14 protein-coding genes are annotated in these 13,572 nt (G+C 61.9%); 1 reads left to right on the forward strand and 13 read right to left on the reverse strand.

The window, feature by feature from the left end; genetic code table 11:
* From KHO23_RS27370 to KHO23_RS27410, 9 genes are all read right to left on the reverse strand, one after another.
* A complete protein-coding gene (locus KHO23_RS27370) occupies positions 1–876 on the reverse strand; it encodes a branched-chain amino acid ABC transporter permease (protein ID WP_211614952.1) in 876 nt (291 codons plus the stop codon).
* Positions 873–1,583, reverse strand: coding sequence for an ABC transporter ATP-binding protein (locus tag KHO23_RS27375; RefSeq protein WP_211614955.1), 711 nt, complete (start codon positions 1,581–1,583; stop codon positions 873–875). Before KHO23_RS27375 ends, KHO23_RS27370 begins: the two co-directional genes overlap by 4 nt.
* Before the next feature lie 2 nt (positions 1,584–1,585).
* A complete protein-coding gene (locus KHO23_RS27380) occupies positions 1,586–2,308 on the reverse strand; it encodes an ABC transporter ATP-binding protein (protein ID WP_211614958.1) in 723 nt (240 codons plus the stop codon).
* A gap of 20 nt (positions 2,309–2,328) precedes the next feature.
* The gene (locus KHO23_RS27385) at positions 2,329–3,630 is read right to left on the reverse strand and encodes an ABC transporter substrate-binding protein (RefSeq protein WP_211614961.1); all 1,302 of its coding nucleotides are present in this window, start codon (positions 3,628–3,630) and stop codon (positions 2,329–2,331) included.
* Between the two features lie 43 nt (positions 3,631–3,673).
* Positions 3,674–4,732, reverse strand: coding sequence for a maleylacetate reductase (locus tag KHO23_RS27390; RefSeq protein ID WP_211614963.1), 1,059 nt, complete (start codon positions 4,730–4,732; stop codon positions 3,674–3,676).
* Positions 4,733–4,738: 6 nt separating this feature from the next.
* Positions 4,739–6,202: an aldehyde dehydrogenase family protein gene (locus KHO23_RS27395; protein WP_211614965.1), complete on the reverse strand. Its 1,464-nt coding sequence runs from the start codon at positions 6,200–6,202 to the stop codon at positions 4,739–4,741.
* A gap of 94 nt (positions 6,203–6,296) precedes the next feature.
* On the reverse strand, positions 6,297–7,292 hold the full coding sequence (locus KHO23_RS27400) for a hydroxyquinol 1,2-dioxygenase (protein ID WP_211614968.1): 996 nt from the start codon (positions 7,290–7,292) through the stop codon (positions 6,297–6,299).
* A gap of 37 nt (positions 7,293–7,329) precedes the next feature.
* Positions 7,330–7,821 (reverse strand): cupin domain-containing protein, encoded by a 492-nt coding sequence (locus KHO23_RS27405; protein ID WP_211614971.1) that lies wholly within the window; start codon positions 7,819–7,821, stop codon positions 7,330–7,332.
* Positions 7,822–8,013: 192 nt separating this feature from the next.
* Positions 8,014–8,979 (reverse strand): LysR family transcriptional regulator, encoded by a 966-nt coding sequence (locus KHO23_RS27410; RefSeq protein WP_115777101.1) that lies wholly within the window; start codon positions 8,977–8,979, stop codon positions 8,014–8,016.
* Between the two features lie 639 nt (positions 8,980–9,618).
* Here KHO23_RS27410 and KHO23_RS27415 point away from each other — a divergent pair.
* Positions 9,619–10,341: a hypothetical protein gene (locus KHO23_RS27415; RefSeq protein WP_211614974.1), complete on the forward strand. Its 723-nt coding sequence runs from the start codon at positions 9,619–9,621 to the stop codon at positions 10,339–10,341.
* Here the strand turns inward: KHO23_RS27415 and KHO23_RS27420 are convergent.
* The 4 genes from KHO23_RS27420 to KHO23_RS27435 all read right to left on the reverse strand — a co-directional run bounded on the left by KHO23_RS27420 (position 10,314) and on the right by KHO23_RS27435 (position 13,515).
* Positions 10,314–10,496, reverse strand: a complete 183-nt coding sequence (locus tag KHO23_RS27420) for a hypothetical protein (RefSeq protein ID WP_211614976.1) — start codon at positions 10,494–10,496, stop codon at positions 10,314–10,316. The genes KHO23_RS27415 and KHO23_RS27420 overlap by 28 nt on opposite strands.
* A gap of 7 nt (positions 10,497–10,503) precedes the next feature.
* Positions 10,504–10,689, reverse strand: a complete 186-nt coding sequence (locus KHO23_RS27425) for a hypothetical protein (protein WP_211614979.1) — start codon at positions 10,687–10,689, stop codon at positions 10,504–10,506.
* A 35-nt stretch (positions 10,690–10,724) separates the two neighbouring features.
* Positions 10,725–12,281 carry a DHA2 family efflux MFS transporter permease subunit gene (locus KHO23_RS27430; protein ID WP_211614983.1) on the reverse strand — a complete coding sequence of 519 codons (1,557 nt, stop codon included), beginning with the start codon at positions 12,279–12,281 and terminating at the stop codon, positions 10,725–10,727.
* Positions 12,282–12,354: 73 nt separating this feature from the next.
* On the reverse strand, positions 12,355–13,515 hold the full coding sequence (locus KHO23_RS27435) for an HlyD family secretion protein (RefSeq protein ID WP_211614984.1): 1,161 nt from the start codon (positions 13,513–13,515) through the stop codon (positions 12,355–12,357).
* Positions 13,516–13,572: the final 57 nt, after the last annotated feature.

Here is a 13,572-nt window from a genome sequence, read left to right on the forward strand (position 1 = left end):
CTATGCGGTTTTGGGCAGCAAGCCCTGCGGCCGGGCTACCAGCACGGCAAGGAACACCACGTGGCCGAGCCAGATACCCCAGCCGGGATCGAAGTAAAAGCCCACCTGCTGCGCAATACCGAGCGCCATGCCGCCGACGAAGGTGCCCCAGAACGAGCCCATCCCGCCGATGATCACCGCCTCGAACGCATACAGCAGCAACGCCGGGCCGTCGGTGGGCGACACCGCCGTGCGCATCGAATACAGCGCGGCGGCGACCGCGATCAGCACGAATGCGATACCCATCGCCAGCGCATAGGTGCGGCGATACGAGACGCCCATCAACTGCACGATCTCGCGATCGTCCGAGGTGGCGCGAAACGCGCGGCCAAGCGGCGTGCGGCCGAATAGCCACTGCATGGCGAAAGCCAAAGCAGTGGTGACGACCAACGTGACAAGCGGCAGATAGCCCAGCGTGATGCCACCCGCGCCGCCCGCGAGCGTGAGGCTCTGCGACTCGAAGCTACCCGTTGCGACCGACCGTGGATCGGCGGAGAACACCTGTTGCAACACGTTCTGGATCACGATCGACAATCCGAACGTGACGATCAGCGAAGGCAGCGGATCGCGGCTGCTGACCCGGTTGAGGAGCGTGTACTGCACCGCGTAACCTGCGCCAAACGCAATCACGAGCAGCAGAACCAGCGACACGGCGAGCGGCAGATGCGCGTAGTTCGTCAGGGCGAACAGCACGAACACCAGCAGCACGATGAAGTCGCCGTGCGCGGTGTTGGTGAGCCGCATTACGCCGAACACCAGCGATTGGCCCATCGCGAAGAGCCCGTACAGCGCGCCGAGCAGCACGCCCTGTACCACGAGATTGATGAATGTGTTCATGCCACCGCTCCAAAATACGCTTGCGTGATCGCTTCGTCCGACACCTCGGCCGATACGCCGGCCAGCGATACGCGTCCTTCCTGGAAGCAATAGAAACGCGACGACACACGGCGGGCCAGTTGCACGTCCTGCTCGACCACGATCGCGCTCATGCCGCCCGCGACGATCGCGGGGAGTGCCGCATAGATCTCGCGCACGATTACCGGCGCGAGCCCGAGCGAAAGTTCGTCGCACATCAGCAGATCAGGATTGCTCATCAATGCACGGCCGATCGCGACCATTTGCTGCTGACCGCCGGACAACGCGGTGGCCGCATGGTAACGGCGCTCCTGCAACGCCGGAAACAGCGCGTAGACGCTTTTCAGGTTCCAGCGACCCGGCCGTTTGGAGAACGCGCCGAGCAGCAGGTTCTCTTCCACGGTCAAGCTGGCGAACAGGCGCCGGCCTTCCGGCACGAGAGCAATGCCCTTGCCGACAATGCTCGCCGCAGCCGCGCCGCCGATCGGCGCGCCGCGATACAGGATCTGATCGGCAACATGCGGGCGCAGCAGTCCCGCCACCGATTTCAGAAAGGTCGACTTGCCCGCGCCATTCGAGCCGATCAGCGCGATCACCTCGCCGGGCGCGACCGTCACGTCGATGCCGAACAGCGCCTGGAAGTCGCCGTAAAACGCGCTCAACCCGCGGGTCTCCAGCAATGCCGACATGATCAAGCCTCCAGTCCGAGGTACACGCGCCGCACTTCGGGGTCGTCCATCACGGCGGCGGGCAGGCCTTCGGCGAGCCGCTTGCCGAAGTTGATGACGAGCAGCCGGTCGGCCACCGCGAGCAGCGCATGCACCACGTGCTCGATCCACACAATCGTCACGCCCGCCGCCTTGACGCGGCGAATCTCGTCGACGAGTTCGTGCGTTTCGGGTTCGGTCAGGCCGCCCGCGATCTCATCCAGCAGCAGCAGTTGCGGCCGCGTGGCCAAAGCGCGGGCCAGTTCGAGGCGTTTGCGGTCCAGCAGGCCCAGCGTGCCGGCCAGCTGGTTGGCGCGCGCCTTGAGACCCGTGCGTTCGAGCACATCCATGCAGACGTCGTAGGCGGCATGCTCGGCCAGTTCACCGCCGAAGGTCGCACCGACCAGCAGGTTTTCGAATACCGTCATGCCGCCGAACGGCCGCGGCACCTGATACGAGCGGCCGATCCCCGCCGCGCAGCGGCGATGCGGCGGTAAGTGGTTCACATCCGCGCCGTCGAATTCGACACGGCCCTGATCGGGCCGCACGTCACCGCTGACGAGATTGAACAGCGTGGTTTTGCCGGCGCCGTTCGGACCGAGGATGCCGTACGTTTCGCCGCGTTCCACTGCAAAGCTGATGTCATCGGTCACCTGCAGCGCGCCATAACGCTTCGACACGCCGGTTAGTCTGAGAACTGGGTTCATCGCCACTCTCCGCTATACATTCACGCGATCAGCTTGAGCGGGCCGGACAGCGGCACGTTCGGTGCGAGCTGGTTGTTGACGATGGCGAGATCGAAGGGATGCTTCTGTCCTGATCCTTGTGCACGGCGCCACTGGCCGCCGACCAGCGGCGTCTTCGCAACGTTCTTCACCGGCCCGCTGCCCCACGCGACATGACCGACCAGCGTATCGAGCTTCGTCGACGCCACGGCGTCGCGGATCGCTTCGTTCGAGTCGACATCTTTCGCGCGCTTTAACGAATCGACGGCGATTTCGAACAGTGCATGCGCGAAGCCGATCGGTTGCGTCCATTGTTTCGACGTGATGCGCTCGTAGTCGTCCGCGACTTGCCGCGCGCTTTGTCCCGTCAACGACGACTTGAACGGATGCGACGGCGACCACCACACCTCGGTAGAGAGTCCATCGCCGAGATCGCCGAGCGCTTCGATCGAAGTGGGAAACAGCAGTGCCTTGCCGATCGAAATGACTTTAGGCTTCAGGCCTTGCTGGCGCGCCTGCACGAGGAAGTTCTTCGCATCGGGTGGGATCACGACGCCGGTGACGATCTGTGCATTCGCCTGCTTGAACGACGAAATCTGCGCGGAGAAGTCCTGCGTCATGCTCTGGAAGCGGCCCGGGTCTTTCAGCGTGAAGCCCTTTTGCGCAAGCGCCGGCGGAAAACCGAGCTTTGCGTCGCCCCAGGCGTTGCCGTCGCCGTCGTTCGGAAACAGGCCGCCCACGCTGTGATTGGTCTGCACCGATTGCCACATGCCGGTGAAGACCGTAATCACGTCCTCCAGTCCCCAGAAGAAGTGGTACGTAAAGCGGAAGCCCTTCTTCGGATCGCCCTTTCTGCCGAAGAACCACGGCTGCCAGGGCACCACCGTCGATACGCAGGGCATCTCGTTCAGCTCGCACGCGTCGCTGACCGGATTCGCGGTCTCGGGCGTGCCGGATACGAGCATGATGTCGACCTTGTCCTTCAGGATCAGATCGTTGGCGACTTCACCGGCGCGATTCGGATTCGACTGGCTGTCCTTGACGACAATCGACACCGGATAGGTTTTTCCGCCAATGACGATGCCGTTTTTCAGCGCCGTCTGCATCTGCTGGATCGTGAAACGGTCTGCTTCGCCGAACGGCGCGAGCGGGCCCGTTTGTGGCGAGACGTAGCCGATTTTCAGCGTACGCGGGCCGGCAGCGAAGACGAGCGGCGAGAACGCCGAGGTTGACGCGGCGAGCGCGCCGCCCGCCGCGAGCGTGACGAAGCGGCGGCGCTTCGCATCGAAGGAATGGCTGTCCATGGTTGTCTCCTGAATATTTTTGTATGTGTTGGGGGCGCTCGCGCTAATCCGGCCGTCTGCCTTCGAAGGCAGCTTCCAGCAGCGCACGTAGCGGCGTTCGTTCGACCGGCCGCGGATTCCAGTACGGATTCTTCAGCGCGAGATCGAGCGCGACGTCGAGATCGGTTGCGCTCACTCCGATGTCTTTTAGCGCGGTCGGCGCGCCGTGATCGCGGGCCAGGTCGAAAACACCCCGGGCAGCGTCGTCGGCGTGCAATGCACGCGCAATGCGCTTCATTGCCTCGGGTGCGGCTTCGCGGTTATAGGCGAGTACGTGCGGCAAGACGATCGTGTGCGTCTCCGCATGCGGCAGATTGAAAGTGCCGCCGAGCGTATGGCACAGCTTGTGATGCAAGGCCATGCCGACGCTGCCAAGCACCGCGCCGCACAGCCATGCGCCATAAAGACATTCGCCACGCGCAGTGAGATCGTCAGGCTGCCGCATCACGCGAGGCAGGCCCTCGCCGAGCGCACGGATCCCGTCTTCCGCCATCAGCGCGATGATCGGATTCCTGTCCTGCGCGTAGAGCCCTTCTGCCGCATGCGCGATTGCGTTGATGCCGCTCGTCAGCGATAACGCGGGTGGCAGCGACGTGGTCAACGACGGGTCGTAGATCACGGTCTTCGGCAGCACACGCAGATCGCGGCCGGTCTTTTTGATGCCGCCTTCGGTGAGGCCGTAAATCGGCGTCATTTCGGAACCGGCATAAGTGGTCGGAATCGCGATGATCGGCAGCGCGGTTTCAAGCGCGATCGCCTTGCCGAGTCCCGTCGTCGACCCCCCGCCTATCGCGATGGCGCAATCGGCGCCCACCTGGGTGGCAAAGTCACGCGCCGCGCGAGCAGTTTCGATCGGCACGTGCATCACGGCTTCGGCATAGACGCCTGCCGCCCGCGAGCCGAGACTTGCCGCCAGCGCTTCGGCCTGGGCACGCTGTTGCGGCGTGGAGAGCACGATTGCCCGCGTCGCGCCGAGCAGACCGATTTCACGATCGAGCTGATCGAGGCTGCCCGCGCCGAAGATCACGCGTGACGGCAGGCCGTTGTAGATGAACGGTTCCATGGCGGTTCAGCGCGGGTAGTAAGGAGGAATCTGCGCATCCACGTTGACCCAGACCGACTTGGGCTGCGTGTATTCGCGCATCGCTTCGAAACCCATTTCGCGGCCATAGCCGCTCGCGCCGACACCGCCGAACGGCGACGCGGGGCTCACGCGCTTGTAGCAGTTGATCCACACCATGCCGGCGCGAATCTCGCGCGCCACGAGATGCGCGCGTTGGAGATCACGTGTCCAGAGACCCGCGCCGAGACCGTATTCCGTGCCGTTCGCGATCGCCAGCGCTTCTTCGTCCGTGCGGAAGGTCGTGACCGTCATGAACGGACCGAACACTTCTTCCTGCGATACACGATGCTCCGGCTTCGCTTCAACGATGGTGGGCTCGACATAGCAGCCATTCGCCAGCGCTGCGTCGTCGGGCGCCTTGCCGCCCGCCAGCACGCGACCGCCCTGTTCGCGTGCGACATCGACGAACGACAGCACGCGGTCGCGATGCTGGCGCGAGGTGAGCGGGCCCATTTCGGTCAGTGGATCGAGCGGATTGCCGATCCGGATCGTGCGGCTCAACGCGGTGAACTTCTCCAGCACTTCGTCAGCGATCGACTCATGCACAATCATCCGCGAGCCGGCAATGCAAGCCTGCCCCTGGTTATGGAAGATCGCGAACGCGGAGCCTTGCACCACGGCGTCGATATTGGCGTCGCCGAACACGATGTTCGCCCCCTTGCCGCCGAGTTCGAGCTGCACCTTCTTCAGATTGCCGCTCGAGGCCTGCACGATCTTGCGGCCCACTGCCGTCGACCCGGTGAAGGCCACCTTGCTGATCTCCGGATGCTCGGCGATGTACTGGCCGGCCACGTGACCCAAGCCCGGCAAAATATTGACGACGCCCTCGGGAAAACCCACTTCAGCCATCAGCTCGGCAATCGCGAGACTCGACAGCGGCGTGAGTTCAGCCGGTTTCATGATCACGCAATTGCCCGCGGCGAGCGCCGGCGCCATCTTCCAGCTCGTGAACATCAGCGGAAAATTCCACGGCACCACCTGCCCGACAATGCCGACGGGCTCACGCGTCATGTAATTCAGAAAGCCTTGCTCGACCGGAATCACCGAGCCTTCGAACTTGTCGGCCATGCCGCCGAAATAGCGGAACGTGGCTGCCGTGCGCGGCACATCGAGATTGCGCGTATCGCGGATCGGGTGGCCGGTGTCGAGCGATTCGAGACGCGCCAGAGCGTCGGCATTCGCTTCGATTGCGTCGGCGAGCTTGAGCAGCAGGCGCCCCCGCTCCATCGCGGCGAGATTGCTCCACTTCGGAAACGCCGCCTTCGCCGCCGCCACGGCAAGATCGACATCGGCGGGTCCGGCCATCGCGACGTCGGCGATCACCGAGTTGTCATGCGGATTGAGGGAAGCGAGGGTCTCGCCGTTTGCAGCCGGCACGAAGCGGCCGCCGATGAAGAGTTGCGTTTGCATATCAGTCCCGCGCAAAAAAAATCTGGACGTGACATTCCCCGCGGCGCCAGCAGTCTGGCGCCGTTCGATCGACGATCGGAGGGATGCCGGGGCGTTACATCTGGATCGGATACGGCGGCAGTTCGCCGCTTTCGTAGCGCCTGGGCAGATCGGGCGTGGCGTTCTCCCACACCAGCAGCATCGAACGCTTCTGCGAGTAGCCCTTGTGGCGGATATCGGCCGGCATGGCGGCGATATCGCCCGCGTTCATCGTGATGCGTGCACGCGGCTCACCGCTATCCTTGTCGGCGACGTCCCAGATGATCTGGTCGGACAGTTGCAGGAACCACTCGACACGGTCGTTGCCATGAAACACCGGCAGCACGAACTCCTCGGTGGTCGGACAGAACAGGCTCTGCTGGCAGACCGACGTGACCGACGGATTCCACGTCACGTCCGAGCGCGACAGGTACTTGAAGAGGCTGAACGCATGCAATGCGCCTTCAAAGCCTGGCTCCGCGTGGATCTCGGGTTCGTCCTGGACCACGTCCGCAAACTGGCGGTTGACCGGCAGGTCATCGCGCAACGGCGAATCGCCTTCGAGGCCGGGCATGCGCTTGGTGGCAATCCGCGTGCGCTCGATGGCCGCGATGTTGTCGCCATGTTTCGTGCCGAAGGCGGAGCCTGTTTCTTCGGGTGCGGCGAACGGGTCGAAGCCTTCGTTGACCCAGTCCCTCAGAATCGCCTTGAAAGTAGCCATGATGAGCGGCGTGTCGAACTGCTGCATGTGATCGATGCCCGCTTCCTTGAAACTCGCGTTGTACGCACCGGCGTACATGTCGACCTTGCCGTAGTGATTGCGCGTGCCGATCACTTCGTCGAAGTTGACCCAGCCGTAAAAGAAGCCCCAGGCCACGTCGCGCATCATGGCGCGCAGGAAGTCGTCGGCGTGCATCTGGTGTGAGCGGATCTGGCCTTTCGCGGGCCATTTGACCGTGGCGAAATAAGCGTCGCGGCTGAATTCGAAATCACCGAGGCGAAACGTGCGATATCCGGTCACCACGTCGGCTTCGCTCGCGGTGACGTTCTGCAGGGTGCTGGTTTTGTCCATGATGGGCTCCAGAAGAGGATCGTTCGTGTAGAGGGAATCAGTGGATGCAGATGTCGGCCCACTTCTCGACCGAATAGCGTCCGAGGATCGTCTGCACGAGCAGCACGCCCTTCGTCTTTGCTTCGAAGCGATACGCGGCGCCCGCGGGCAGCAGTGCCTGGTGGCCGCGGCGCAGCCGCACATAACCCATCGCCTGGCCTGCCGGCTGGCCTTCGAGCCGCACGCTGCCTTCGGTCTGCGCGTCGACCAGCGGTCCGTCCGAGGGCTTGATGAAATAGATATCGACTTCGCCGTCGAGCGCGACCGCGAATTCATCGTGTGACGCGGCAAACCACGGCGATGAGCCTTCCGCGCGCAGCGTCTCGATCACGTACTTGAGATTCTTGCCGACGACGATTTTCTCGTAGGGCGCTGCGCGGCTCGCGACGTCGAACACATTCGACATGGCGTAATGCTCCGGTTTGCCCTTGATGATTTCGATGGAGCCTTTGCGGAAATTGTCCAGGCTGCCGAACCAGGTCTGTTGCATGTCTGCCTCCAGTTGATCTACGAATCCATGAATGCGTTGCTTGGATCGAAGAGTAAGTGGCGGCAGGCGCAACAGCAATGTTCTGAGGGTCGGGAAACGCGAACCATGGGTGCTTGAAAATCACGCCAGGGAAACTACCTGGCGAAAAACCCAGGTAACCCGGGTGGTCCTCCAATGGTTCTTCGGTGGTGCTCAGTCTTCGGCCAGCTCCTCGCCGACGCTTTTCGTTTCGTCGTCGGGTGGCGCAATGCCGAGCGCCCTGTCCCACTGCGGTTCGCGCAGATAGCGGGCGCGCAGGAAGTCGACGAAAGCCTTGACCTTGGTGGTCGAGCGGTGTGACGCGGGATAGACCGCCGACAGCCATAACGGCGGCGCTGCGTACTCCGGCAGCACGCGTTCAAGGCGCCGCTCGAGCAGATCGGCGGCGGCGACCATCGTCGGCAGATAGACGACGCCCGCACCGGCTCGTGCAAACTCGAGCAGCAGATGCACGCTATTGGTCTTGAGCACGGGATTCAGTGCGATTTCGAAGCACTCGTTGCCGCGCATCAGCGGCCACTTGTCGCCCCAAGGATAGTACGAGTAACGGGCGAAATCGTGCCGCAGCAGGTCGAGCGGCGTCTCGATCACGGGCTCCTCCTTCAGATAACCGGGCGCCGCGCACAGCACGCCTCGCACCGGAAACAGCCGCCGCTCCACCAGCAGATTCGACGCCGGCGGATAGATCTGCAAGGCCAGATCGAAACCCTCCTGCACCGGATCGATCACCCGGTCGTTGACGGTCACGACGAACTCCACGCGTGGGTAAGCGGCGCGGAATTCGATCAGCGTTTGCGAAAAATGGCCAAGCGCGAAGCCCGGCAGAACGTGGATATTGAGCGTGCCGGCGAGCGCCTGCGGATCGCCGCGCGAGCGTCCGGACAGATCGTGGACCTTGTTGACCAGTTCGGCGCATTCGCGGTAATAGGTCTCGCCGAGTTCAGACAGGCGCACCGCGCGAGTTGAACGATGAAAGAGCGGCACGCCGAAATGGTCTTCGAGCTGCTTGACGCGCGAGGTCACCACCGATTTGGCGACGCCCAACTGGCGCGCGGCCCCGGCGAAGCTCTGCGCTTCCGCGGCCCGCACAAACGCTTCCATCGACATGAACAGGTCCATGCTGTCTCCTTCGGTTACCGTGGCCCGCAGCCCGCGTTGCTAACGGCAAGTGTAGCCTGCTTCGGGAATCCGGACGCCTTGCTGAACCACAGGCCGCACGCGTTATTCAAGGCTGCCATCACCACCATCACCGTCTTGCGCTCGACGCGGAGCCGACCGTCTGGAAGATATTGAAGAGGATCACCCGATCTGCAGATTCCGTCCGAAGTCGTCGATAAGGACCCGCAGCTTCGGCGAAGCGTAACGGCTTGCCGGCCACAAGATCCCGAAGGCAACGGTCTGGTCGATGAAATCGTCGGGCACGATCTGTCATGCACCGCTCGCCAGTGCATCGCGCACAAGCAAAGTCGGCAGGAAGATGCGGCCCTTGTTCGGAAGCGCCAGAACAACCGGCCCCGAAAATACAATTGTGATCACCATTGACTTATCGGAATCCAGCCCGCAAAATCGATGTCAATCACCATTGTGATTGGGTGGTCCCATCAAACTGTGCCGGCATAACGCGGCGCCACGCCACTGACATCTCCAATGGCGCTTAACGCGTCCCTACCGTTCGCCATATCATGGGTTGGACAGTACGGCCGCAATCGTGAGGTCACCGTCTTGTGATGACACATACCGTACATAAAGGATGGAGCAATGAGCACGTTACTCGAAGACGCAGTGCTGGCCCACGGTGGGATCGGCAACTGGAAGAAACACCGCGCGGCTTCCGCGAGCCTCGATATTGGCGGAGCGATATGGCAGCTTAAGGGCCAGCCCAACATGTTCAGAGACATCGAACTGGACGCGAGCCTGGAACAGCAGCACGTATCAATGACGTCGCAAACCGCAGGATGGAAAGGTGTGTTTACGCCGGACCGGGTGAGCATCGAATTGCCGGAGCAACACCGCGTCGAACAACGCGACGCACCGCGAACCTCATACGCGGACCATACGCAGGAAACGCAATGGGACCAACTGCACGCGCTCTATTTCTGTGGCTACGCACTGTGGAGCTATCTGAGCATACCGTTCCTCTACACCTACCCCGGTTTCGAAACGGAAGAACAAAGCGAATGGGAAGAAAATGGTGAAGTATGGCGGCGGCTGAAAGTCACGTTTCCGGACTCGATTGCCAGCCACAGCCGCGAACAGATTTCGTACTTCGGCGAAGACGGCCTGCTGCGACGCCACGACTATACGGTGGACGTGATGGGCGGCGCCAGGGGTGCGAACTATGCGTCGAACTATCGCGACGTAGGCGGCATCATGATTCCGATGTCGCGGCGCGTGTTTGCTTATGACGATACCGGGCGAAAAATCGATGATCCACTGCTGGTCTCCATCGACTTTCACGACGTCGCGTGGCGCGACAATTGAATCTGCGCGTTGATCTCGTCGTCACGACGCGAGGCCATGATCTGAGTCTCGATCTCGTTGACCTGTCGGTCGAGAAGTCGGTCGAGCAGCCGGTCGAACTGTTGCCGGAATGAGCCGGCTGCTCGCTTTTCGTTCAGGTCGGTCAGGTCGCGCACGAATGGATCAGGATGCAGCTACCTGGCCTTGAATCGCTGCCGCTGCTTCGCGCGGCTGCCCTGCCAGGGCGGCAACTGCTGCCTGGTCGAATTTTCCGAGGCGTTCCTGAAAGCTTTTGACAAAGCCTTCAAAATTGACTTCGGCATCGATCATGACGCGGACTATTTGTCTTTGGGTTTCAGATGTCTTCACTTTGGATTCCTTCCAGATTGCATTGGGTTAATACTTCAGTGCGCAGCCGCGGCGGCATCGCTTGAGCCGCCAGCCTTGCCTGGCTTCGTGATCCAGATAAGCGGAATGATGATGATCATGACGATCGCGGCTCCGTAGAACACGTCATTCAGTCCCAACATGGCAGCCTGCGTCTGTACCGTCTGATCGAACAACGCATACGAAGCGCCTTGTCCCAGACCAAGCAGCGAATGGTAGCTATCCATCTGCGCATTGAAGATCGGGTTGGTCGGGCTGGACTGCTGCGTCAGAATTTCATGGTGCAGGATCGTCCGGTTATTCCACACGACGTTCGCCAGCGATGTACCGATGCCGCCGAAGAACACGCGGCCGAAGGTGGACAGACCGGCAGCGGCCGGCACCTTTTCGGGCGGCTGCCCCGACAGGATGATCACCGTGAGCGGAGCGAAGAACAGTGCCATCGGAATACCCTGCAGCAGGGTCGGCAGAATGATGAATCCCTCGCTGATGTCGGTATAGAAATACGTGCGCATGAAGTAGACGATCGCGAAGCCGATGAACGCAAACGTACCGATGATCCGCGCGTCGGTACGCGGCAGGATCTTGCCCATGATGGGTGCGCCGATCACCGCGAAAATACCCAGCGGCGCCGTAGCGAGCCCCGCGTCGACGGCGCGATATCCCAGGTACTCCTGCATCCACTGCGGAAGCAGCACCAGCGTTCCGAAGAAGATGGCATACGCGATGGCAATGGAAATGGTGCCGCCAAGGAAGTTGCGCTGCTTGAACAGCGTCAGGTCGACAATCGGGTTCTTTTCCGTCAGCTCCCAGATAATGAAGGCCGCGAGACCGACCGCAGCGACGATAGCCAGCACGACAATCGTGCTCGACGAGAACCAGTCGAGATCCTTACCTTTGTCCAGCATCACCTGAAGCGACGACACCCACACGATCAGCAGCACCAGCCCGACAACGTCGATCGGCAGCTTTCTGGCCGGCGTATCGCGCTTGCGGTACAAAATCCAGACCATCGCGGCAGCGAACAGCCCGACCGGAATGTTGATATAGAAAATCCACGACCAGCTATAGCTGTCCGTCACCCAGCCGCCGAGCGAGGGCCCGACAATCGGCCCGGTCACCACGATCATCGAAAACAGCGCGAGTGCCAGTGAGGATTTTGCCTTTGGCCACGAACTGAGCAGCAACGCCTGCGACATCGGGATGAGCGGCCCGGCGACAGCCCCCTGCAGCGCACGCGCCAGCAACAGGATAGGCAACGTTGGCGCGATGCCGCACAGCCAGGAGGCGAACACGAACAACAATATCGAGCCGATGAACAGCCGGACCTGTCCCAGCCTCTGGGTCAGCCAGCCCGTCAACGGGATCGCGATTGCATTCGCGGCGGCAAAGACGGTGATGACCCACGTGCCTTCGTCGACCGATACGCCGAGGTTGCCGGAAATGGTTGGAATGGCCACGTTGGCGATCGACGAGTCGAGCACGGTCATGAAGCCCGCGAGGCCAACGCTCAGGGAACCCAGGGCGAGCGTCGCCCCGGTCAGAGGCGGGTGATTCGGATGGTTGGTGTCCATGGTGATACGGCTATCCTGTGTCTGGCAAGAAAGGCGCGGCGTCTTTCACGTGCCGCGGGCCAATGAGTTGAGGTCATTCGTTTTCAGCGATAATCCGCGCGATTGCGGCATCGGCCTCGTCGCCGTATTTGGCGAATACGTCGGTCTTATAGGTCGACGTAGACTCCGTACCGAGTTGTGCACCGGCAGGGTCCTTGACATTGACGTCCACGTTCATTGACAGGCCCACACGCAGCGGATGCTTCTCCAGTTCCGCGGGTGGAATCTCGATGCGCACCGGCAGCCGCTGCACCACCTTGATCCAGTTACCGGTCGCGTTCTGCGCCGGCAGCAGCGCGAGTGCCGATCCAGTGCCCGGCGTAAAGCCCACCACCTTGCCGTGATAGGTGACGGAGGAGCCGTAGACGTCGGCCCTCAGATCGACAGGTTGTCCAACCCGGATGTGACGAAGCTGCCACTCCTTGAAGTTCGCATCGACCCAGACCTGCTCGAGCGGCACCACGGACATCAGCGCTGCGCCGGGTGACACGCGCTGCCCGACCTGAACCGAGCGCTGCGCGATATATCCGGTCACGGGGGCCGGCAACGTAGTGCGCGCCTCAGCCAGGTATGCGTCGCGAACGTGGGCAGCGCTTGCCATGACGTCCGGATGTTTTTCGACCGACGTGTTAGCCGTCAACGCGCGATTAGCGCCGAGCTGTTGCTTTGCAGCGTCAAGCGCAGCCTGAGCCGATTTGACGGCGTCGCGTGCATGCGCGACTTCCTCGTCCGACACGGCTCCCGTCATGCCGGTGGAAAGCCGGCGCTTCAAGTCGTCCTGTGCCTTCGAAAGATCCGACTGGCGTTCAGCGATATCTGCACGATATCTGTCATCATCGGCGTACAGGCCATGGACTCTGCGAACGGTTTGGCCCAAATTGGCCTCGGCCTGTTGCAATGCAATCTTTGCGTCCGCGGGATCGATCTGGACGACCGGTTCGCCCTTCCTGACGATTTGCGTGTTGTCCGCGTTGACCGCGATGACGGTCCCCGTGATCTGCGGCGTGATTTGCACGACGTTGCCGTTGACGTATGCGTCGTCGGTATCTATGTGGTAACGGGCGTCAAGGAAATAGTAGGCGCCATACGCAGCGCCTGCGATCGCAAGCGAAGCCACCAGCAGTGAGAGCAGGAGTTTGCGTTTGCCGGGCTTCTTTTCCGGCTCTTTATTCAACTGTGACTGAGGTGCGTTCATTTGTAGCTCCAGTAAAGTTTGATGTGCGCCATCAGGGCGTTACGCCTGACGGCCGAT

Source organism: Paraburkholderia haematera, assembly GCF_905220975.1.
Lineage (GTDB): Bacteria > Pseudomonadota > Gammaproteobacteria > Burkholderiales > Burkholderiaceae > Paraburkholderia > Paraburkholderia haematera.

Coding starts and splice junctions, on each gene's coding strand:
- KHO23_RS27370 (WP_211614952.1), bottom strand. CDS start 876: ATGAACACATTCATCAATCTCGTGGTACAGGGCGTGCTGCTCGGCGCG.
- KHO23_RS27375 (WP_211614955.1), bottom strand. CDS start 1,583: ATGTCGGCATTGCTGGAGACCCGCGGGTTGAGCGCGTTTTACGGCGAC.
- KHO23_RS27380 (WP_211614958.1), bottom strand. CDS start 2,308: ATGAACCCAGTTCTCAGACTAACCGGCGTGTCGAAGCGTTATGGCGCG.
- KHO23_RS27385 (WP_211614961.1), bottom strand. CDS start 3,630: ATGGACAGCCATTCCTTCGATGCGAAGCGCCGCCGCTTCGTCACGCTC.
- KHO23_RS27390 (WP_211614963.1), bottom strand. CDS start 4,732: ATGGAACCGTTCATCTACAACGGCCTGCCGTCACGCGTGATCTTCGGC.
- KHO23_RS27395 (WP_211614965.1), bottom strand. CDS start 6,202: ATGCAAACGCAACTCTTCATCGGCGGCCGCTTCGTGCCGGCTGCAAAC.
- KHO23_RS27400 (WP_211614968.1), bottom strand. CDS start 7,292: ATGGACAAAACCAGCACCCTGCAGAACGTCACCGCGAGCGAAGCCGAC.
- KHO23_RS27405 (WP_211614971.1), bottom strand. CDS start 7,821: ATGCAACAGACCTGGTTCGGCAGCCTGGACAATTTCCGCAAAGGCTCC.
- KHO23_RS27410 (WP_115777101.1), bottom strand. CDS start 8,979: ATGGACCTGTTCATGTCGATGGAAGCGTTTGTGCGGGCCGCGGAAGCG.
- KHO23_RS27415 (WP_211614974.1), top strand. CDS start 9,619: ATGAGCACGTTACTCGAAGACGCAGTGCTGGCCCACGGTGGGATCGGC.
- KHO23_RS27430 (WP_211614983.1), bottom strand. CDS start 12,281: ATGGACACCAACCATCCGAATCACCCGCCTCTGACCGGGGCGACGCTC.
- KHO23_RS27435 (WP_211614984.1), bottom strand. CDS start 13,515: ATGAACGCACCTCAGTCACAGTTGAATAAAGAGCCGGAAAAGAAGCCC.